This window comes from Acinetobacter sp. ATCC 27244 (genome assembly GCF_000156555.1).
Classification (GTDB): domain Bacteria; phylum Pseudomonadota; class Gammaproteobacteria; order Pseudomonadales; family Moraxellaceae; genus Acinetobacter; species Acinetobacter haemolyticus.
Genome location: NZ_GG665958.1, coordinates 7962 through 29895 on the forward strand (window position 1 = coordinate 7962; position 21934 = coordinate 29895).

General features: G+C 38.2%; 15 protein-coding genes, 1 tRNA gene and 2 pseudogenes. 6 read left to right on the top strand and 12 right to left on the bottom strand.

Going from position 1 to position 21934, the window contains the following annotated elements:
- Positions 1–169 precede the first annotated feature (169 nt).
- Positions 170–865, top strand: a complete 696-nt coding sequence (locus HMPREF0023_RS09690; protein ID WP_008941995.1) for a hypothetical protein — start codon at positions 170–172, stop codon at positions 863–865.
- 252 nt (positions 866–1117) lie between these two features.
- Entirely contained in the window at positions 1118–1420 is a 303-nt protein-coding gene (locus HMPREF0023_RS09695; RefSeq protein ID WP_008941996.1) for a hypothetical protein, read from the top strand.
- A 24-nt stretch (positions 1421–1444) separates the two neighbouring features.
- Here the strand turns inward: HMPREF0023_RS09695 and HMPREF0023_RS09700 are convergent, their stop codons facing one another.
- The 8 genes from HMPREF0023_RS09700 to efp all read right to left on the bottom strand — a co-directional run bounded on the left by HMPREF0023_RS09700 (position 1445) and on the right by efp (position 9909).
- Positions 1445–2467, bottom strand: a complete 1023-nt coding sequence (locus HMPREF0023_RS09700; RefSeq protein ID WP_008941997.1) for a tyrosine-type recombinase/integrase — start codon at positions 2465–2467, stop codon at positions 1445–1447.
- Positions 2468–2673: 206 nt separating this feature from the next.
- Positions 2674–2750 (bottom strand) — tRNA-Val (locus tag HMPREF0023_RS09705).
- Positions 2751–2785: 35 nt separating this feature from the next.
- Complete coding sequence (locus tag HMPREF0023_RS09710; protein ID WP_005089860.1) at positions 2786–4777, bottom strand: transglutaminaseTgpA domain-containing protein; 1992 nt, start codon at positions 4775–4777, stop codon at positions 2786–2788.
- 4 nt (positions 4778–4781) lie between these two features.
- The gene (locus tag HMPREF0023_RS09715; RefSeq protein ID WP_005089857.1) at positions 4782–5699 is read right to left on the bottom strand and encodes a DUF58 domain-containing protein; all 918 of its coding nucleotides are present in this window, start codon (positions 5697–5699) and stop codon (positions 4782–4784) included.
- 14 nt (positions 5700–5713) lie between these two features.
- On the bottom strand, positions 5714–6673 hold the full coding sequence (locus tag HMPREF0023_RS09720; protein ID WP_005089856.1) for an AAA family ATPase: 960 nt from the start codon (positions 6671–6673) through the stop codon (positions 5714–5716).
- A gap of 81 nt (positions 6674–6754) precedes the next feature.
- Positions 6755–7057 (bottom strand): YbdD/YjiX family protein, encoded by a 303-nt coding sequence (locus HMPREF0023_RS09725; protein WP_008941998.1) that lies wholly within the window; start codon positions 7055–7057, stop codon positions 6755–6757.
- Positions 7044–9158, bottom strand: a complete 2115-nt coding sequence (locus HMPREF0023_RS09730; protein ID WP_004639620.1) for a carbon starvation CstA family protein — start codon at positions 9156–9158, stop codon at positions 7044–7046. Before HMPREF0023_RS09730 ends, HMPREF0023_RS09725 begins: the two co-directional genes overlap by 14 nt.
- A gap of 181 nt (positions 9159–9339) precedes the next feature.
- Entirely contained in the window at positions 9340–9909 is a 570-nt protein-coding gene (efp, locus tag HMPREF0023_RS09735) for an elongation factor P (RefSeq protein WP_004639622.1), read from the bottom strand.
- An 86-nt stretch (positions 9910–9995) separates the two neighbouring features.
- Between efp and epmB the strand changes: the two genes are divergently transcribed.
- From epmB to HMPREF0023_RS09750, 3 genes are read left to right on the top strand one after another with little or no spacing between them, the layout of a single operon-like run.
- Positions 9996–11012, top strand: coding sequence for an EF-P beta-lysylation protein EpmB (gene epmB, locus HMPREF0023_RS09740; RefSeq protein WP_005089852.1), 1017 nt, complete (start codon positions 9996–9998; stop codon positions 11010–11012).
- A 13-nt stretch (positions 11013–11025) separates the two neighbouring features.
- Positions 11026–12780, top strand: coding sequence for a hypothetical protein (locus HMPREF0023_RS09745; protein ID WP_008941999.1), 1755 nt, complete (start codon positions 11026–11028; stop codon positions 12778–12780).
- Entirely contained in the window at positions 12762–14855 is a 2094-nt protein-coding gene (locus HMPREF0023_RS09750; RefSeq protein WP_005089850.1) for an EAL domain-containing protein, read from the top strand. The genes HMPREF0023_RS09745 and HMPREF0023_RS09750 overlap by 19 nt, the downstream gene beginning before the upstream one ends.
- A gap of 110 nt (positions 14856–14965) precedes the next feature.
- Here HMPREF0023_RS09750 and rpmE read toward each other — a convergent pair whose 3' ends face one another.
- The 4 genes and pseudogenes from rpmE to HMPREF0023_RS09770 form a co-directional block, all read right to left on the bottom strand.
- On the bottom strand, positions 14966–15190 hold the full coding sequence (rpmE, locus tag HMPREF0023_RS09755) for a 50S ribosomal protein L31 (RefSeq protein WP_004639630.1): 225 nt from the start codon (positions 15188–15190) through the stop codon (positions 14966–14968).
- A gap of 199 nt (positions 15191–15389) precedes the next feature.
- Positions 15390–16357: pseudogene (locus HMPREF0023_RS09760) on the bottom strand (bile acid:sodium symporter family protein).
- Positions 16358–16496: 139 nt separating this feature from the next.
- Positions 16497–16898, bottom strand: a complete 402-nt coding sequence (gloA, locus tag HMPREF0023_RS09765) for a lactoylglutathione lyase (RefSeq protein WP_004639634.1) — start codon at positions 16896–16898, stop codon at positions 16497–16499.
- Positions 16899–16900: 2 nt separating this feature from the next.
- Positions 16901–19095, bottom strand: a pseudogene (locus HMPREF0023_RS09770) (AmpG family muropeptide MFS transporter).
- A 170-nt stretch (positions 19096–19265) separates the two neighbouring features.
- On the opposite strand from HMPREF0023_RS09770, the gene HMPREF0023_RS09775 reads away from it, so the two are divergent.
- Positions 19266–21899 carry a Lon protease family protein gene (locus HMPREF0023_RS09775; RefSeq protein WP_005084830.1) on the top strand — a complete coding sequence of 878 codons (2634 nt, stop codon included), beginning with the start codon at positions 19266–19268 and terminating at the stop codon, positions 21897–21899.
- Positions 21900–21934: the final 35 nt, after the last annotated feature.

A 21934-nucleotide genomic window follows, 5' to 3' on the forward strand; every position in this document is an offset into this window, starting at 1 on the left:
TTAATTACTTATACTATAAAAGATTTTTTATCTGCCCCACCATTAACAGCCATAAATTAACAGTTAAAACTAACAGAAGAGTAGTTTTTTTTGAAAACCTCAACTTATGACGATTTTTTTTTAGACTCTGTGATATACCAACATTTTCTTAAATGCAGATGGTTTAAAAATGGCTAGAACTAGATTAACAGTAGATGAAATGATTTTAGGTGTTGAAAAGCACTTAAAACAGATAGCAAGACGCACTCATTCAGATGAGTTAATACTACAATTGATTCGATCAAAAACTGCAAATCAATTTACAGAAGAAGACATTAAAAATTTGAGGAATAAATATCATAAAGTTTTAGAATTAAATAGATTAGAAGAAGTAATGGACACTATCTGCTCAATCAAAAAAAGTGATCGCTCTGATATTGAAAAAGACATTGTTGATTTTAGTGGATATGAAGACCCTTTCTCTCAGACTGATGAAAGATTAAAAATAGCCTTAAGGATGCTAAAAAACTACAATCGAAGAGTTCCTGATTTAATAAAACAAAAAGCACATGATGAAATCAAAAATTCATTTCATAGTTCTTATAGACAAGTAAAACAAAAGATAAAAGATCGAAAGCAAGAGAATCATGAGAAATTTTTTCTTGGAAGTGTGCTTATATCATTTTTTAAATCACAAAATATTGAAATGAATTATCTTGAGAATACACTTAAAATGATAGAGCTTTATCAAATAAAAAATTATTTTAGAAAAGAGCTGTTTTTAGAATCAGAAATCAAAGAATTTAAATTTTCAGAGCAAGGTAGAAGCTTTAACGACAAGAAAAACGCGATTTTATCTGATCCTAAAAATCCTTTTAAAAAATAAACAATAAAATTAAAAGATAAAGCAGTATACGTTAACTCATTTATTTTAGATGAGCTAAGCAGTCGACGTTGTTATTACCAACAACGAACAAAAGATTATTTACTGATATAATAAAAAAATAAGTCTTTTTTTTGATTTTTTAAACATATCTCATCTTTTTTTTAATTAATTTGTTAAATTATATTTTATAAGTAATTGTATTGCTGACCCTCTGCAATTATTTTTAAATCTATTTTTTTAATTGGAAATAATATGGGAATTATAAACAAATATGTCATGGTGATTGAATCTGATGAACCTCCACAAGTTTTCCTAAATGATACTATTCCAAAAGTCGGGAAAGTCATTGAACTTAAAACAGAGCAACTACCCAACCGTGTAGATGCAGCGTGGTTACAAGAAAGATTTAGTATCTCGCGCAAAGCACTTATTGAAAAATTGAGAATTTTTAACAGAGGTACTGATACTAAACATCTTTACGATCCGAAAGAAGTCATACCAATTTTAGAGAATTTTAATGTCACCAGTAGACGTGGCGCACATCGAAAGAAATAAGGGAGCAATTGCTCCCTATTTTATTTAAGATGCGTTCATCATTTTAGCAATGTCTGAAGCGGTCGGATTATAATATGTATTAATCAGAGTTTTAATATCCCTATGTCCTGTAACTTTAGCCAAGATTTCCACAGGTAATTTGCGTTTATTCACAAATCGAGTAATAGCTTCATGCCGTGTATCATGAAAATGAACTACATTATGCAATTCTGTTTTCCCAATTGCTCTTTGCCAAATTAATCTAAATGAATTTGAATTATGTGGAATTAATTTTACTCTATCCATGTAAGGGATAAGGATTAGAAGATCACGGGCTTCTTTAGATAAGGGAACATCACGAGCATCACCATTTTTTGTGATTGGCAAATGTATGTAGTCAGGATAGATATTGTTACACGTAATCCCTAGAATCTCCCCTTTTCTCATAGCAGTTTCAATCGCAAAAAGAAAAGTCCATGCAACATACTGTCTTGGTGTTTGTGGCCTTGTTCCAATTTTATAATTAAGCGCCTTAAGTATGATTTCAATTTCACTATGACTTATTAGTCGATTACGGGCGGGAGGCTTAGTTGGCTTAGTGACCTGTGCGAATGGATTGTCTTCAATCAAGAAAAGTTCATTTTTGGCGTAATTAAAAACTGATGTGTATAAACACATTTGTCGATGTACTGTCCCAGGTGCGACTTTCTCTAAACGTTTATCTCGCCATTTTTTTACGTCAATAGGTTTAATTTCATAAATTGACTTTTCAGCAAGTTCACCAAAATAATTTTTAAATGTTTCTCTTTTTATTTGTTGCTTTATAAAGGATTTACCTCTTTTCTTATATCCAACTTCATCATAATATTTCTGACAAAGGACAAAGAATGAAAAATATGGTTTTTGCATCTGAGTTTTTTTAGGATCATACTCAGCTTTCATTTCAAGTAAACGAATAGCAGCCCATTGTTCACACTCTCGTGCAGTATCACGTGTGACACTGTCTCTAAGATTTTTATAGCGTACTTGAATACGCCAAGCATTGCCGCGCTTCACTGGTTTTTGCATAAATCCACCTTGGTGTCGTAGCAGCACCAAACACAAAACCCAAGTGTAAACTTGGGGGCGTTTTGGTGCTAAAACGGAAATAATAAGGTGTTTTTGACGCAGATTTTGACGATTTTAAACCATCAAGCTGACCAATTTAGCATTAAAAACTCTTAAATTACCTTAATTTTAGCGACTTAACTACTTGATAATTAAGTATAAAATTTTGGTAGGTATAAGCAGACTCGAACTGCTGACCTCTACGATGTCAACGTAGCGCTCTAACCAACTGAGCTATACACCTAGAATGAAAAGCATGATATGCATTTTTCAGACTGATCACAAGTTTTTTTGAGCCTGTTTGATTGCAATCGCACAGTCTTTAAGCAACTTCTTAAATTGCACAAGATCTTTAGCATTGCCCTGCTCCAAAAATACGATTTTCTGATACAACACAACCACTTGTTCAAAAGCCTCATGATTTTCAAGATCAGCCGATAAACGCTGCATCCAAACTTGAAATGTCTCAGCGGGCATTTTCTGCATATGCTTGGGAACAGTTTTTTGAAATTTTAAAATCATTCGGTGGTATGGTGCTTGCTGTTGATTTCGTTGCCATAATGAGAAAAATATATAAAGAATTAATATTCCTGCTACGCCACAAATCAACATGACAACATAACCATAAGTCGTATCTAATCCTATTTTAGATAACCAGCTTTTCTGTTTATCAACATCATAACCGACAACCTTACTCTGCCATTGATAACCCAGATAATCGCTCCAAATACGGACATTTTTCAAAAATTTAAATTGTTGCACCTGCCAAGCTTTGGTCTGCTGATCTCCCCAAATCCGCTGATCCTGAGTTAAATAATCTTGCATACTGGTGTCTAAACGTTGTGGTGCGATGATTGCCGTTGGGTCTACCCGCTCCCACCGTCCATCCAGATACACCTCACTCCATGCATGTGCATCTAACTGACGAACTTCCCAACTTTTCCCATCAAGAGCACGTTGTCCGCCTTGGTAGCCAGTGACGACTCGCGCAGGAATACCCACATATCGCATCAACATGACAAAACTTGATGCATAATGCTCACAGAAACCTGTTCGACTAGAAAATAAGAATTGGTCGATGCGATTTCCGCTCAATGTACCGGGGGTTAAAGTATAAACAAAGCCATTTTGCCTATACCACGTCAATACTGCTCGAACGTATCGTTCAGGATGACGCTGACTCTGTTCAAACAATTCATTTGCTAATTCTTGCGCCTTTTTATCCAAATCCTCATTAAATCGAGTATTTAACTCAAATTGTTGGGCTGATAAAACGCGACGCTCTGCACTTGTACGACCCAACCATTGCATTTGTATAGGTTGGTTACGTTTGATCAATTTAATTGGGCGAATACTATCATCGTGATAGAGCTGCAAATATCTTTCTTGCGGAATAGAATATTCCAAACCCATAATCCAGTTACTTTGCTCGTCTGCGGGTAAATATTGATATGCCACACGGCGTGAACTGTTAGGTATCCCTCTTATCTGTTGATTAACATAACTACTGGTCCAAGTTACACCATCATATTCATCCAGAACTAAAGCACGCCAATACAATTCTTTTCGTGTTGGAAACTGCTGCATATCTGCAACAACTCGAAAAGCCAACGCCGTGGACTGCGATAAACGGGCAATATCCCCAGGTGACATACGATCACTGATACCTGTTATCGCTTGGTCATTTTGAATCGGAATCGCCCAAAGTGGCGGAAGTCGAGGAAAGAAAATGAATAACAAAATAAAAAATGGTGTGGCAATGCCAATGAATTTAAAAATTTGTTTAGCATCTTGCTTTAACTGATTTGAAGATAATCTATTTTGGTTAAACAAACCCGTTTGAATACGATATAACCCCATCAAACATATGACAAATGTTACGAGGACAATCAAGGCCATCCAAAATGCTTGGCTATGTAACAGCAAGCTTGCAGCTACAAATAAAGCAAAATTAAATACAATCAATAAATCACGTGTTGTTTTCGCTTCCAAACTTTTGGCAAATAAACACGTACTTAATAGAGCAACGCCGGGTTCCACCCCCAGCAAGCTTTTATAATGGAAATAAATTAGACCAAATGAGATGGCAATAAACCCAAGGAGGATAAATTTAGATATCGGTGTTAAATCCTGCTTGTGATAACGCCACAACATTAATAGCCATACAATTCCCCAAAAACCACTCAAGGTGACAGGAATAAAAGCCAGCTGTCCAATCAAGATACAAATCAATGCGGTCAAAACAGAAAAATAATTTTGCTTTGTCATCATGTCATTACGCCTGTGCCAACAAGCGTTTTGCTTGGATCAATTGCGTATTCCCCTGACCTCTATCCAAACGTATATGCGGCAAAATCACGGCATAATCATCACCATACTGCTCACACTGTTCGATCAACCCCATCATAAAGCTCAGCTTTTCTTCATGGTTCTGTGCTGGAATATGCTGATAATCAATTTCTAAATACTGTTGTGTTGCTTGTGCCTCAAACATTTTAATAAAAAATCCTTGCCCTCTAGCCACCTGTTTCCATGCAACATTTTGGTAAGAATCCCCATGCTGAAATGCTCTTAGCTCACGAAATTCATCTAAACGATCATGCGCAGCACTCGGCTGATTTTTATGTTCTTTTTGCCATTCATAAGCTTTGGGCGCAATCCAAACTTTTTCCATTAAATTTAAATATGTCCATGCACGCACCAACCCTAAGGGGTAGGTAGAATAAATTTTAATTGCATCAAACTGATAAATGCCGCGCTGTTGTGGAAAAAATGCCAACTCAATACTCTGCTGAGTTTGATTTAAATAAAGAATCTGTTGCTGTTGTTGCCATTGGATTTGCAGATATCGATTCGTCTTTGCAGGTTGCTTAAAATTTAGTTTCAGTATTAAAACCTGACCGACTTGCCCCACCTCTGCCGTTATTAGCTCAACATGCAGACCATGTAATTGTTTAAAAGTGAGATAAAAACTAATGCATAAAATTGCACTCATTAAAAAACAAAGACCCAAAATCAGGTTATTTGCATAGTTAATGCCTGCAATAAAGGTAATCAGAATAAGAACGATATATAGAAGACCATGAGTATGAATAAATACCAAAACATCCTTTTGCAAGAAGGTTTTACTTTGTTCCACCTGAAATCGCTTTGATACCCACTGTTGTAGTCTGCGCTTTAATCTGTTCTGCATGTGTTCATTCTCGACTACAACACATTAACCGATTGCAAAATCCTTTCTACTTCTGCTTCTGACACCCCTAAACGATGCGTTACCACCGCAACAAATACTGCCTGCACATCGTCTGTACTCACAAAACTACGCCCCTCTACTAATGCATATGCTTGTGATGCAGCTTTCAAAGCCAGTACGCCACGCGTAGACAGCCCATGCGGTTGTTTTCTTGTTTCAGCAGCAAGATCTAAAATATAAGTTAAAACAGCTTCACTAAGATAAACCTGCTGCGCAAGTTCACGTAACTGCAAAATATCGGTTTGATCAAAAACCGCATCTAATTGATGAATCAGCAATTGTCTTGAACTTTGCTGTAATAACAATTTTTCAGCCTGACGAGATGGATAGCCCAAAGATAAACGCATCAGGAAACGATCCAATTGCGATTCAGGCAAAGCATAAGTCCCACTTTGAAACAGTGGATTTTGAGTGGCCAAGACCCAAAAAGGTTGTGGCAATTCATAATTGATACCATCAACCGTGACTGCGCCCTCTTCCATTGCTTCCAACAACGCACTTTGCGTTTTGGGACTACAACGATTGATTTCATCACCCAACAATATCTGGGTAAAAACAGGTCCTTTTTTAAACTCAAAAACGTGTTCTTTTTGATTAAAAATATTAATACCAATCACATCACTGGCTAACATGTCATTGGTAAATTGAATACGTTGAAAATGCAGACCTGCTAGCCGTGCTAAGGCACTCGCCAATGTGGTCTTCCCCAATCCCGGTAAATCTTCAAATAGCACATGACCACCTGCCAATAGGCAAGTCAGTGCCAATTTGGTTTGTTGTGGCTTATCAAGAATCAGTTGATTCACTTCAACTAAAAAACGTTCGATTTTAGTGCCATAGCCCTGAATATCTTGTTTTATTTTTTGATGTTGCTGCATATGATCTTGAGCTGAAACTTTTTCCAGACCCCACATTATTCTATCTCCCCAAAAATAAAACAGTGCATGATTCAACATACACTGTTTTATAATTTTTTCAAAGAAATCAAATAATTTCTAGCAAGGACATTTTTTCATATTTCCCGAACTTGGGTAACGTGCATCGACACAATGACGATAAAACGTTTTTGCATCCATAGGGGTCAGATCTGGATGATGTGTTTTCATGTGCTGTAAATACGTTTCATAGTCAGGCACACCTACCATTAAACGAAAACTTTGCTGCAAACGTTGCCACAACACTGCGATCCGAGACCAATTTCGTGGGGATAACAACAATTGTTTTTGCGACATGATCGTAAATTTAATGATCTTTACAATGATCGAACCGCTTTTACGCGCTATCTTAAACTCCATCATGACCTCCTTTTAGACTATTTGCAGTCATTGGGGTTTCAGTAAATACCGCTGGCGCTTCTTTTGCTGTTGGCGTTGGGCTTGCCAAGGCTCTACGAACTGCACCAATTGATGCAATAATCATAACCACAGCAACAATCATAAAGAAGGCGCATAGTGCAGCATTGATTTGATTCGACAATACAATGGTTTGCATTTCAGCGATCGATTTTGCTGGTGCGAGAACTTCACCACGGGCGATCGCATCTGAAAAACGATTGGCTTGAGCAAGGAAACCAATTTTGGGATTATCGTGAAAAATCTTTTGCCAACCTGCAGTCATTGAGGTGATGACAAGGAAAATCGTTGGAATGATCGTCACCCAAACATATTTTTCCTTTTTCATCTTAAACAAAATCACCGTACCCAAAATCAATGCCATTGAGGCGAGGATTTGGTTGCCGATACCAAATAATGGCCATAAGGAGTTAATCCCACCGAGAGGATCAACCACGCCTTGGTAAACGAAATACCCCCATCCTGCAACAGCAACAAAAGTACCGATCAGATTTCCAACAAATGAACTTGAGTTTTTCACTGCTGGGACAACGATGCCCACTGTATCTTGAACCATGAAACGACAAGCACGAGTTCCAGCATCTACTGCTGTTAAGATGAATAGAGCTTCAAATAAAATCGCGAAGTGATACCAAAATGCCATCATCGAGCGATTATTGAAAATTTCTGAAATAATGTGCGCCATACCAATTGCAAATGTCGGTGCACCACCCGTACGAGATAAAACAGAATTTTCACCCACTTCTTGGGCCAAAACAGTCAACATTTCAGGCGTCACCACAAAGCCTAGATTGCGTACGGCCTCCGCAGCAGATTCGACACTTGTACCCAATACCGCAGCTGGTGCATTGATCGCAAAATAGATACCTGGATCTAAAACTGTGGCGCAAATCATTGCCATGATGCCCACAAAAGACTCCATCAACATACCACCATAACCAATCATGCGAATATTGACTTCGTTATCAACCAGTTTTGGGGTTGTTCCTGAAGAAACCAAAGCATGGAAACCAGAGATCGCACCACAAGCAATGGTAATAAATAAGAAAGGAAATAAACTTCCTGAAAAGACAGGTCCCGTACCATCAATAAAATGTGTTACCGCAGGCATCTTCAGTTCAGGCATTGCAAATAAGATACCAACTGCCAGACCCGCAATCACACCAATTTTAAGAAAGGTCGAGAGATAATCACGTGGCGCCAGTAACAACCAAACGGGCAACACTGAGGCAATAAAACCATAAATAATCAGTCCCCATGTGAGTTGCGTTCCAGTTAAGGTGAAAAACTCACCCCAATAAGGATGTTTTGCAACATCACCACCAAATACAATGGCAGCCATCATCAGGACAAAGCCGATTATTGAAACCTCTGCAATTTTCCCTGGGCGCAGATAACGCATATAAATGCCCATGAACAGAGCAATCGGAATAGTTGCTGCAATACTAAATACGCCCCATGGACTTTCAGCGAGGGCTTTGACCACAACTAAAGCCAGCACTGCAAGAATAATCACCATCACACCTAGCGTACCCAGCATGACGATCACACCTGCAAAGGTACCCAATTCCTGTTTTGCCATTTCACCCAATGAGCGACCATCTCGACGTGTTGAGATAAACAAAACAAGGAAATCTTGTACCGCACCAGCAATCACAACACCAACCAAAAGCCATATCGTTCCTGGTAAGTAACCCATTTGAGCGGCTAAAATTGGACCGACTAAAGGACCAGCTCCAGCAATTGCAGCAAAATGGTGTCCAAACAACACATATTTATTGGTTGGGACATAATCCAAACCATCATTTAAGCGATGCGCTGGGGTCAATCGCTTGGGATTTAATTCAAAAACCTTGTTGGCAATAAATAAACTGTAGAACCGATAAGCAATGCTATACACACAGACTGCAGCGAGCACTAGCCAAACTGCATTGACATGTTCACCTCGACTCACTGCAAGTATCCCAAATGAGATCGCACCTACAATGGCAACCAAACTCCATAAGAGCTTAGAGGGAAGTGATGATTTTGTTTGTGTTGTTTCCATTCAGAACCTCTCAAATACATAACTTTTCGTTAGCTGTTACATGGCTTTCCATACCTATATTTTCTCTTCGGAAATATCTTCGTAAGTTTATCGTTTTTAAAAGTTGATTTATCTAATACTTTGGCATAAAAAAAGGGATGATTTTTATCATCCCTTTCGATCATCGCATATTTAGAATCAATTATGCACGTTCTAAATAATCACCAGTACGAGTGTCTACGCGAACGCTTTCTTCTTGTTGTACGAATAATGGAACACGTACAACTGCACCTGTTTCAAGTTTCGCAGGCTTACCGCCACCGCCTGAAGTATCACCACGTACACCCGGATCAGTTTCAACGATTTTAAGTACTACGAAGTTTGGTGGGCTAACCGTTAAAGGTACACCGTTGAACAACATAATTGTACATTTTTCATTTGAATCATCTTTTAACCATTTCGCAGCATCACCCATCGCTGTTTTATCAGCAGCGATTTGCTCGAAAGTAACTGGATCCATGAAGTTCCACATTTCACCATCGTTGTAAAGGTAATCCATTTCAACTTCTACAATATCAGCAGCTTCTAAAGAATCACCTGATTTAAAAGTTTTTTCTAATACTTTACCAGAGCGAAGGTTACGCAATTTTACGCGGTTAAATGCCTGACCCTTACCTGGTTTTACATATTCATTTTCCATGATTGAACATGGGTTTCCATCAAGCATAACCTTAAGGCCAGCTTTAAAATCATTTGTAGAATAATAGGCCATGAAAGGCGCACTCCAAACTTAAAACTCAAATCTATTAATGCTAGACTAAGCAAACAGCTGCGGCTAACACTATTTTAACGTATGGCATGATAAACTATTTACATCAAGAGCAAAACTGGCAATCACAACTCAGTGACCTAATTACTGATCCTTTAGAGCTGTTAAATCTGCTTAAGTTATCTACCGATCAACTATTATCAGGGGCAATCCTCGCCTCTGAACAGTTTAAATTGCGTGTCCCACGTGCATTCGTCGGAAAAATGAGCATTGGTGATCCACTTGATCCCCTCTTACTACAAGTTCTACCGCATCATCTTGAACTGGAAGAACATCCTGAGTTTGTAACCGACCCTTTAGGCGAAGAAGCAGCCAATCAAATGGCTGGCGTTTTGCATAAATACCGATCCCGGTTTTTACTAACATTAACAGGTGCATGTGCGATTCATTGTCGCTATTGTTTTCGTCGTCATTTCCCCTACCAAGAAAACTTACCGAAAAACGATGATTGGGAAAATATAAAGCACTATATTGAACAAAATCCTCTCATCAATGAGGTAATTTTAAGTGGTGGCGATCCACTGACGCTAAACAATCGAAAAATTTCATTATGGTTAGAACGCCTAGCATCTCTCCCTCAAATTAAGATATTGAGAATTCATTCACGTGTTCCCATTGTTATTCCAAACCGCGTCGATGAAGAGCTGATTTCTATATTAAAAAACAGTAGGCTACGCATTATAGTAGTGGTACACTCAAATCACGCAGCTGAGCTTGATGATTTCACCTGCTCTAAGTTATTACAGTTATCATTACATCACATTACCGTGCTAAATCAGGCGGTTTTGCTCAAAGGTGTGAATGATTCTGCAAAAACTTTGACTGAGTTGAGTAACCGTTTATTTGATGCACGAGTAATGCCTTATTACTTACATGTTTTGGATAAAGTAAAAGGTGCTCAACATTTTGATCTAAGGTCTTCAGAGATAGACCATATATACAGTGATGTATTAGCAAGTTTGCCAGGCTATTTAGTGCCTAAACTTGTGAGGGAAATTGCGGGCGAAAAAAATAAAACACCGCTTTTTGGGGTTCAAACGTTCTGAGATTGATAACACAATGATGAATAATGCTTTTTCGGATATTTTTCAAATTCCAACTGTCTTAAGACGGGACAAACTCAGCTTTTGTGATACCAATACCAAAAGTTTAAATGAGTGGATTTCTAATCTATCGATTATGCAATTGGGTGATACATCAAAAGCCCTATTTGCCGCATTATTAGAACTCAGTGAGTTAGAGTGCTCTGAAACTTTACGTTTTGACTTGGTTCAAGTATTACATCCAACAATTGAAAATGTTCTAGGCAGTTTAGAGAAAAACTTTTTCAATCAAGGTGTGATTAGTTCTGATCGAAATGAACACATAATTGAGCTTGCGATGTTGTTAAGATGCTACTTCGCAGCAGTTTATATCAATATTGTCCGTCGCAGTAATGACCAACTTGATCAGCAAAAATTTTCGATTTTTGCATTGAGTCAAAAGAAGAACTTACAAACTGCGCGTACACTTGCGACCTTCCAAGCATTACAACAGTTGACTCAATTATTGTATCAACAGCATATGCTCTATAGTGAACCTGTTGCAGGACAATGGTTAATCGCTCATCAACTTTACGATGCCGCCGTTACACACAAATACCATCATAGTAATTTGGAGCAAGTTTTAGGCACACCTAATCCCTTGAGTACAATATCTCAGGCTTATGCTCAATTGATTCTGATGGATATTTTCAACACCAATCAAATTCGCCAATCTGAAATACAAGCTTTATTCCAATGTAGCTTTGATTGGGCAAAAATGGTTCAAGTTCTATCTAAAGAAACTGAGTTAACCAAATATGTGATTGATACCAGTAAAGATCACCCACCCATTTATAATAAGAAACAAAGTTCTGGCTTTTTGCCTAATGTTTTTATCAGCACACATTCTTTATTAGATCATGTTACCGCTACACTGCATAAAAACCCTGAATATGTCTCTAAAAACGAGAAAATTTATTTAACACCTGCTTTAAAATTTCATGTGCAAACTATTTTAGGAACCATTGCCGAACGTCGCCATGAACGTTATGAATACAATGCTCAGCTACACATTTGTTTTGGTTTGCTCACCGCACATTTTTATTTATCAAAAGCAAAAAACTTTGCTGAAACTTTATTCTTAGAGCATAGCTATAATTTACAAAATGAATCACGCTTTATGTCTTCTTGGGATAAGAAAAATACAACTGAAAATCAAGAGTCTGCGATTCAACGCTTAAACCGCGAAAGTAAAACCGTTCATCAAGCCGATATACTCGATATTAGTGTCAACGGTTATCGTATTAAATGGTCAGGTGAAGCCCCTAAAAATTTAAGAACAGGAGAATACATCTTAGTTAAAGAAACATCACATGGGCATTGGCGCGGTGGTGTGATTCGTTGGCTGAAACAATCGACCGAGAAAAGCTTGGAACTCGGTTTAGAGGTTTTAGCACAAGAGATTTTCCCTTGTGCTGTTCGTATTCAAGCAGATCGACATATTAGTAATTATCACCCAGCGCTTTTATTAAAAAATCAAAATTTGGATGAAACCAAAACGACTTTAATATTACCAGGTTCACAAATTTTTCGAGAACACCAAGCTGTTCATTTAAGATTGGGGAAAGAGGAAGTAAAAGTGTATCTATTAAACGCACAATTAATCACCCAAAGTTTTGTTCAATTTGACTTTGAACTACTGAATGACGAAGAACAACCGGTTCTTCGCAAATTTATGGCACAAAGAAATATGGACAAAATTGATCAAGATTTATGGGAAGCATTAAAGTGAGAAATTCTTTACTCTCTAAAAAACTAAAACGGACTGAAACACGCTTATTAATTATTGATGATAACCAATTACGTTATAATCAAATTTTAGCTTTATTTTCGGCTCAAGATCATCAAGTCCAAGCGACTTTATTAGATGATCTAAAAACATTTGAAAAGCAGTTAAATTTACCTTGGGATATTGTGATTTTTGGACGTGCTTACGATTTAAAAATTGAACAAACCCTCTCTCTTATTCAAGCTTCGACTCAACCGAGCCTCCCAGTTTTATTACTTGAACCCGAAGATTTCAAAGCAGATCAATATCAGTCCTATATTCATAAAGGAATTTATGACGTATTAAATCTAGAATCATCTGAAAAGTTTTATATCCATATTGTTCGAGCACTTTCTTACAGTCGCTTGGTTCAAGGTGAACATCGCTTACTCAGCGAACTAGAAGCAGCTCAAACACAAGCACAATCACTTGTCGCTGAAAGCCATAAAGCTGTAGCCATGCTTCAAGAAGGCATACATATCAGTGTAAATGCTGAATATGCGAATCTTTTTGGTTTTGAAAGTGCAGATGATCTGGTTGGTCTACCCATTCTTGATGTATTACAACCAGAAGACCTAGCCCAGTTTAAATTACGATTTAAAAAGATTTCACAAGGTCAATTTGATCAAGCACGTTTTGAACTTCGTACTCAAAATCCAACGATTCAAAACAATCCATTACAAGTTGAATTCTTACCTTCAGGCAACGAAGATGAAATACAACTCAATATTGAATGTGGAACTGCTATTCAACCTGCAATCGTTGCCAATACCGCATCGAATAGCACAGAGAAAAGTTCAAACTTATTTAATGCATTACAACAAATTAATCGCCAGATGCTGAATCATCCAGCCAATGACAATGCCTTGGTTTTGTTTAGCTTGAATAGCTTTCCAAATGAGGTGTTTCAAAAAGACTGGCGGGGCGCAAAAGCATATTTTTCTAGCATTCCTAACTTTATTAAAGAGCAGGTCAACGCCCCTGTCTATCAAATAGATACAGGTGTCTATGCGGGCTTATTTCAAGCTGAATCAAAAGCAGTTTTAAACTCATTATTGATCAGTCTGAATAACCTACAAAAACCCCAACTCCTCGCAACTGAACAATCTACATTTCCATTACATCTAAAATTAGGCTATTGCGAACTTAACAAGCAAATTCCTGATGAAGCTCATTTTGAGCAAATTATTTCTAAGGCATTCCTAAAATCACTGCCAGTCATCAATACGCCAAAAATTGATGCCAATATTGGTATAACCACGGAACACATTCCAAAGCAAGTTCAGTTGAGTTTATTACAAGATCTGAAACAAAAACTGGAAGCAGGTGATATCCATTTAAAATATCAGCAAACCTATGATAAACAGGATCAATATACGCACACTTATGAAGTTTCTAGCGGCTTTATACATAATAACCAATGGCAAGAAATCAGTGATCTTTCAGATTTAAAAGATGATCCTGAGTTATCAGTTCAATTGGATCGCTGGATCTTAGTCGAAGCGTGTAAACAGCTGCATAACTTCATTACGCAATATCCAAAAGCAAAATTGATTATTAATCTAAATCATCACATTTTGCTGAATGATAAGAAGTTACCTGAACTGGTTGCAAAGCTACTTACGATCATTGGTAGCAAACAGGCTCATCCTATTATCTTACAATTCTCCGAACAAGCACTCCAACAAAATCTATCTCAAGCACAACCTCAAATCGCATTGTTACGTCAACATGGTGCTGAAGTTGCTATTCGTGGTTTTGGTAATTCTCTTTATAGCGACACGATCCTACAGCAAATCGATACGCAATATATTAGTTTTCATCCCAACCTTTCAAAGATGCTTTCTTCTGAGAAAGATATAGCCAACTTACAAGAGAAAGTTCTACATTTCATTGCACAGAAACCAATTGAAATATTCTTGACCGAATTGAACGATATGAATTTATTTGCCAATGCTTGGAATGTTGAAACACGCTTTCTGCAAGGAAATTACTTCCAGAAAAAACTCGATCGTCTAACAGATGTGCAAGATCAATAAAAAATCCTTCTCTACACAACTTGAAATGTTCCTTATCCTTTATTAAATGGGTGAGGAACTCAGTAGGCATAAAAAAACGGGCATAAAGCCCGTTTTTTGTTTTCTTGATATTAACGTTTGATAGAACGTGACATACCAGAGAAACGTTGTTTGAATTTGTCGATACGACCGCCAGTATCCACATTCTTTTGTTTACCAGTATAGAATGGGTGGCAAGCAGAACATACATCTAGATAAAGTGTTTCTTTACCTAAAGCAGATTTAGTTTCGATAACGTTACCACATGAACAAGTAGCAACTAAAGTTTCGTATTTTGGATGAATATCGGCGCGCATGCTCGATGCTCCTAATAGTAAGAAAGGCTTAAGCTGTTATCGCAATTGATCACTCTCAAAATATGAGGAAGGCAAAGTGTTCTAAACTTGCAGACCAACACGACAACAGACCATTTCTTTTGACCCACCGAGACCCTAAAAGTCAGAGCAAAGCCAACAAGTGGCGAGCATTATACGCCAATAAATCAAATTTAGCGAATTATTCTTGTGTTGATTTTGACCAACGATTTGCAATTACACCACATACCATTAACTGGATCTGATGAAAAATCATGATCGGTAAAACAATCATCCCCAAAGGTTGCCCAATAAATAAAATCTGCGCCATCGGCACACCGCTCGCCAAGGTTTTCTTTGAACTACAAAAGAAAATCGTAACCTGATCAGCTCGATTAAATCCGAACCATTTCGGGACATAAAAAGCCAATAGCATCACAATGGTCAATAACACTGAGCAAGCAATGATAAGGTAAAGTAAAGTTATACCACTGACCTGCTGCCACAAACCTGCAACGACAGCACTACTAAATGCGCCATAGACCACCATTAAGATCGACCCTTGATCAAATGCTTTAACTATACTCGGCACTTTGACCATATATGGAAAAATATACGGACGTAAAATCTGCCCGAGAATAAATGGGACTAATAATAGCAAGGTAATTTGTATAATTGATTTGGTAGGGTCAAAACCATGTTGACTCTGCCCTAGAATAAAAAAACTAACCAAAATCGGGGTAATAAACATCCCGATAATATTAGAAAAAGATGCACTACACACCGCACCAGCAACATTACCTTTAGCCATTGAAGTAAAGGCGATCGAAGACTGTACTGTTGATGGCAAGAAGCACATAAACAAAAAGCCCCAATACAATTGTTGCCCCAATAATGGTTCTAAAACAGGTTTAGCCATCAAACCAAGTACAGGGAAAATTAAGAAGGTAAAGGCAAAGACCAAGGCATGCATTTTCCAATGTAGCATCCCTTCCATCACAGCTTCGCGTGATAATTTTGCGCCATGTAAAAAGAAAGTATTGCGATAGCGACTGTGGTTAGGATATTGAAATAAGATGCTATTTGACCTGAAACGGGTAAAAATGTTGCAAGTACAACCATCGCCACCAAGAGAAGAGTAAAGCGATCCAATGCCAAAATTTTGAACATAACTTATTCCTATTCACCCATTAATTATGATAAAGCCCAATATGATATTGTTGACCATTTGATCGACACATCATACTGGGCTATATAAATAATACTAGCGCTTTTAAATGAGAAATCTTCAGCTTAAGATGAATTCAAATTAGTTATTACGAGCATTTTGATCCTGTTGAATGAGTTCAATTTTATAACCATCAGGGTCTTCAACAAAAGCGATAACCGTTACACCGCCCTTCATTGGTCCAGCTTCACGCACAACTTTACCACCACGTGCCTTGATCTCTTCACATGCTTTGTAAGCATCTTCTACACCAATCGCAATATGACCGTAGCCATTGCCTAAATCATAACTGCTGGTATCCCAGTTATGGGTTAACTCAAGTACGGTATTATTTTCTTCATCACCATAGCCAACAAAAGCAAGGGTAAAACGCCCCTCTTCATAATCACGTTGACGTAGCAATTTCATACCAAGTACCTCAGTGTAGAACTTTAAAGATTGTTCTAAATTACCTACTCGTAACATCGTATGTAACATGCGCATCGTTATTCACCTGTCTGCTGTTGTGTTGTTTGATTTTCATGATCACGTAATAATTTCGCGACCCAAACCACTAAAATTAAAATCGGAATACCAATTAAAGTCGTCATTAAAAAGAAATTCGGATAGCCCATATTGCTCACCATCGTACCCGAATAACCACCTAATAATTTGGGGGTTAAAGTCATTAATGAGCTAAAAATAGCATATTGAACCGCTGTAAAAGAGACACTGGTTAAACTCGATAAAAATGCAATGAATGCAGCACCAGCCAAACCTGCCGCAAGATTATCCACGATGATCGCGAAATATAGCCATAGCGAGCTGTATTGCTTGATCACTTTACCTGATAGCTCTGTATTACCTTGCGAATCTGGACTAATTGGTGCAATTGGCTGAATATCAACATCTAAAGTTGTCGCAACAGGAGTTGCTGACTCAACATAATACTGTCGCGTTGCGACGAAACTTTGTTCGCCAGAATTTTTCAAATTTGCGATTGCAGTGATCGTTTTGCTGGTTGACGATTGTAGTATTTGTCCACTAATCACACCACTAAATAGGCCATGCTGATCAACTTTAGCGATGAACTCTTGACCATCTAACTTCAATACAACAGGTCGTTCAACATCTAACTGATCAGCATCAATACCTGCCAACTGTCCTTTAATCACCAAACTCTGCTTTAATTCATTGATGTTAAGATGATCGTCATGACTAATCGGTAGCAATTGAATTTGAGGCTGTTGTGTTGCGATTAAATATGGCAATTCTAGTTGAATTTTAGACTCAACTTGGTTTTTGAATTGTGCAGCTACTTGCACCGAATCCGCCTGTACGAGTGCCTGTGTAGGCACATGGACTTTCCAATAACCGACTTCATCTGTTTCCGCTTGATAAGAATGTTGCCCAACCTGAATCTGAACCTGATCCAATGGCTTTCCAGATTTTACTAAACCAATAAAAATTAGATTTGTCGAACTTGCAAGTACCGCACCGATAAACATTAATTTCATAATGTTCATCCGTTGTGCAAGCAAGCCGCCTAAAAAGCCACCCAGTAAACTAAATAGTACGCCATATACTTTCACGGCTTCCGCTATTTGCTCTTTACTGAAATTCAGATCCTGATAGAACACATTAGAAATCACACCAGCAATAATATCGGATACGCGGAAGAAGCCGATCAACAGCAATAAAACTAATGCGAGTTTTACACCATAACGCTTAAAGAAATCAAGAATAGGCGCGACCCATGTTTCTTTTGCCATTTCTTGATTTACAACACCCATTTTAACAAGACTAAAGCCAATAAAAATAGCGGTTGCTGTCGCTGTCAAAAACCGCAGTGCTTCTAAACCAAAAAGTGCGGCAGTATCTTTAATCGCGGTTGCTTCAATCAATGCTTGTGTTAAATGACCAGAGTAAATATACGTCACTACAAAAGTTGTGACTGCTAGAAAAAATACCAATACCAAGCGGTAGTAATCAGTCTTCTTATAATCTTTATAGACACGATCAACTTTCGGTTCACGAACAACCAGTGTGGTAATAATTCCGACGACCATAACAGCCGCCATGGTCAAATAAGTATATTTCCATGCTTCGTATATATAATTACCTTTTGCTGTACCCAAATAGGCAGCTAAGAATAAAGCTCCAGCACCCGCGACAATCATCCCAATGCGATAACCTGCATTATAAGTTGACGCTAAAATGGTTTGCATCTCAGTTTCTGCTAGTTCAATACGATAAGCATCAATAACGATATCTTGGGTCGCAGCAGAAAAGCCCAATAAAACTGCACCAGCAGCCATTTGTACTAAATAACTTCGACCCAATGAAGGATCTGAAAATGCCATTATACAAATCGCACAGATAATCAAACACTGAGCAATTAACAACCATGCTCGACGGCGCCCAAGCGTTCTGGTTAGAAATGGTACAGGTAGCTCATCGATCAACGGCGCCCATACAAATTTAAAAGAATAACCTAATGCCGCCCAACTAAAAAAAGTGACTGCTGTTTTATCGATTCCAGCCTCACCTAGCCATAAAGATAAGCTTGAAAAAATCAATAAAATTGGTATCCCTGCGGAGAAACCAAGAAATAACATAATCAGAGCGCGGCGGTCTAAAAATGCTTTAAATGCAGATGCCCACCCAGAGGCTTGTGTCGTCATTGCTTATTATTTTCCATGAACATGCGAGAATCTGCCTATTCAATCGTTTCTTGTCCTTGCTTGCAAGTTGCTTTATGCAACCATTGTTTTGTTTTGTCGATAAAAAACACAAGTTCGCTTGATCTTTGAGGTTAAACCCGTATAACGTTAATGACTTACATTTCGTTTTATTTGTTGGATAGCAACAGTGACCCAAAAACTTGATCAAATGACTGCAACAACTTTATCTTTAACACCAACAAACACGATTACAGCAAATATCACTGCAATTCCAAGTGCTTTTGAACAAGCCGATATACAAGCAACACTCACAAAAACAGCACTAAAAGCAAATCAGCTTACACATATTCCCGACTTGGCTAAAATCCCAAGCTCGACTAAACGGATCAAACCGCTCAATAATTTTTTAGGGCAAGATCGCGCTCGAGCGTCAGTAGAGGCAGGTATCTCATTGCCTTATTCGGGCTATAATATATTTGCAGTAGGAACGGCTGGTCTAGGCAAACGCACGATGATTAAGCGTCTATTGCAACAGCATGCCAAAACCATGCAAACACCTGATGATTGGGTATATGTCAATAATTTCAAAAATCCAAGACAACCGATCGCCTTGCGTTTTCCAGCAGGACAAGGTTCAAAATTTCAAAATGCATTACAACAGACATGGCAAATTATCTTAAAACAGCTAGAACGTCGATTTAGTGCAGAAAGCTATCACAATCGCATCGAACGCATACGCCAAGCCACAGGTGAAGTACAACAACAAGCTTTAGCAGAACTAACCAAAGAAGGTGAAGGGCTCGACTTAAAATTAGTTTCTAGAAATGATAAGCATGTCTTTATTCCGATGTTACTTAAAGATGATGAGTATCATGAATTAACCCAACAAGACCTCAGTACGCTGAGTAGTAAAGAAAGATCTGACATTTCTTCCAATATTCGTTATATGGAGAAAAAACTTGAACGCTTAGGTCTTCATCTTGGTGATTTAGAAGATGATGCACGCGACCAAGTCTCCAGTTTAAATCGCGATATTGCCTCTCAGGTCGTAATGCCTCGTATTGAATCTATTCTAAATAAAAATAAAGAGGTCAAAGGTCTCGAATTATATTTAAAGCATTATGCTGAAGACATCATCGAAAATGTTGAATTAATTTTAGAACAAGAAGAGGATGACTTTACCCCTGCTTTGTTTAATCGCGTACCAGCTCGTTATCAAGCCAATGTCATCATTGCAAACAAACCAAATAGCGGCGCACCTGTCATTTTTGAAGACTTTCCAACCCACTACAATCTACTTGGACATGTTGAGCAACTCACGCACAACGGAACGATTACGACTGATTTCACCCTAATTCGTCCAGGTTCCTTACATCGTGCGAATGGTGGTTTTTTGATGCTCGAAGCAGAGCAACTACTTGAACAACCATATGCATGGCAAGGCTTAAAGCGCGCATTAAAGTCAGGTCATCTAAAACTATCATCTTTAGAACATATGCTAACGTTGACGGGTAGTATTTCGATTGAACCTGCATCAGTACCATTAGAAATCAAAGTAGTCTTATTAGCTGAACCTGAGATTTATTATGAAATTTTAGAGGTAGAACCAGAGCTAGGCAGTGTCTTCAAAATACGTGCTGATTTCACTGATACATTACAACGTAATGACAGTAATGAACAAGCATATATGCAACTGATTGCTGACTACGTACAAGCAGATAAACTGTTACCATTTGATCGTTCAGCACTTGCTGCATTGCTAACAGACTCAAGTCGTCAAGCCGAGGACCAAAGCTCCTTATCCTTACATGCCTCTACGTTGGGTGATTTAATTCGCGAAGCACATCATCATGCATTTAAAGCAGACGACAAAATTGTTACGCATGATCATGTTAATCAAGCATTACACCATCGCCAATATCGTTTAGGCTATTTACGCGAATTGTATTGGCAAGATTTATCTCGCGGTACACAACTGATCGAAACTTCTGGACATCGTCTAGGACAAATCAATGCGCTTTCAGTGATTCATTATGCTGATGTAGAGTTTGGTTTACCTTCTCGTCTAACAGCGTCTGTCTACCAAGGTGGCGGCGATATTCTCGATATCGAGCGAAGTGTAGAACTTGGTGGTTCTTTACATGCCAAGGGTGTGTTATTGATGTCGAGCTTCCTTAAAGCACACTTTGGCCGAGAGCAAATCCTGCACTTCTCTGCTGCTTTAGCCTTTGAGCAAAGCTACGGACAGGTGGATGGTGACAGTGCCACCGTTGCTGAGTTATCTGCATTAATTTCTGCAATCTGCCAAATCCCAATCGACCAATCATGGGCAATTACAGGTTCAATGAATCAATTGGGTCAAGTCCAACCAATTGGAGGCGTCAATGCTAAAATTGAAGGCTTCTATGATGCTTGTAAACTTCAAGGATTAACAGGCAAGCAAGGTGTGATTATTCCACGTCAGAATATGCAACACCTCATGTTACGCCAAGATGTGATTGAAGCTGTAGAAGCTGGACAGTTCCATGTGCATGCGATTGATACAATTGATCAAGCATTAGAAATTCTGATGGCTCGACCAGTGGGAACACTCGATAAAAAAGGTCGATATAGTAAAAACTCCATCTATGCCGCAGTTATGGAGCAACTGGAATATTGGCAAGCAATTGAAGATGGCGAAGCTGTCGAAGATGATGAGCCTAAGAAAAAGAAAAAGCGTAAAAAAACCAAGAAAGACCAAACCGAGTCTAAATCTGTGGATGAAACAGTTGAAGTAAAATCACTTAAGTCTCATGCTAAAGTAAAAGCTAGACGCAAATAAGTAAGAAAGCCATGTTTCCAAGGAAACATGGCTTT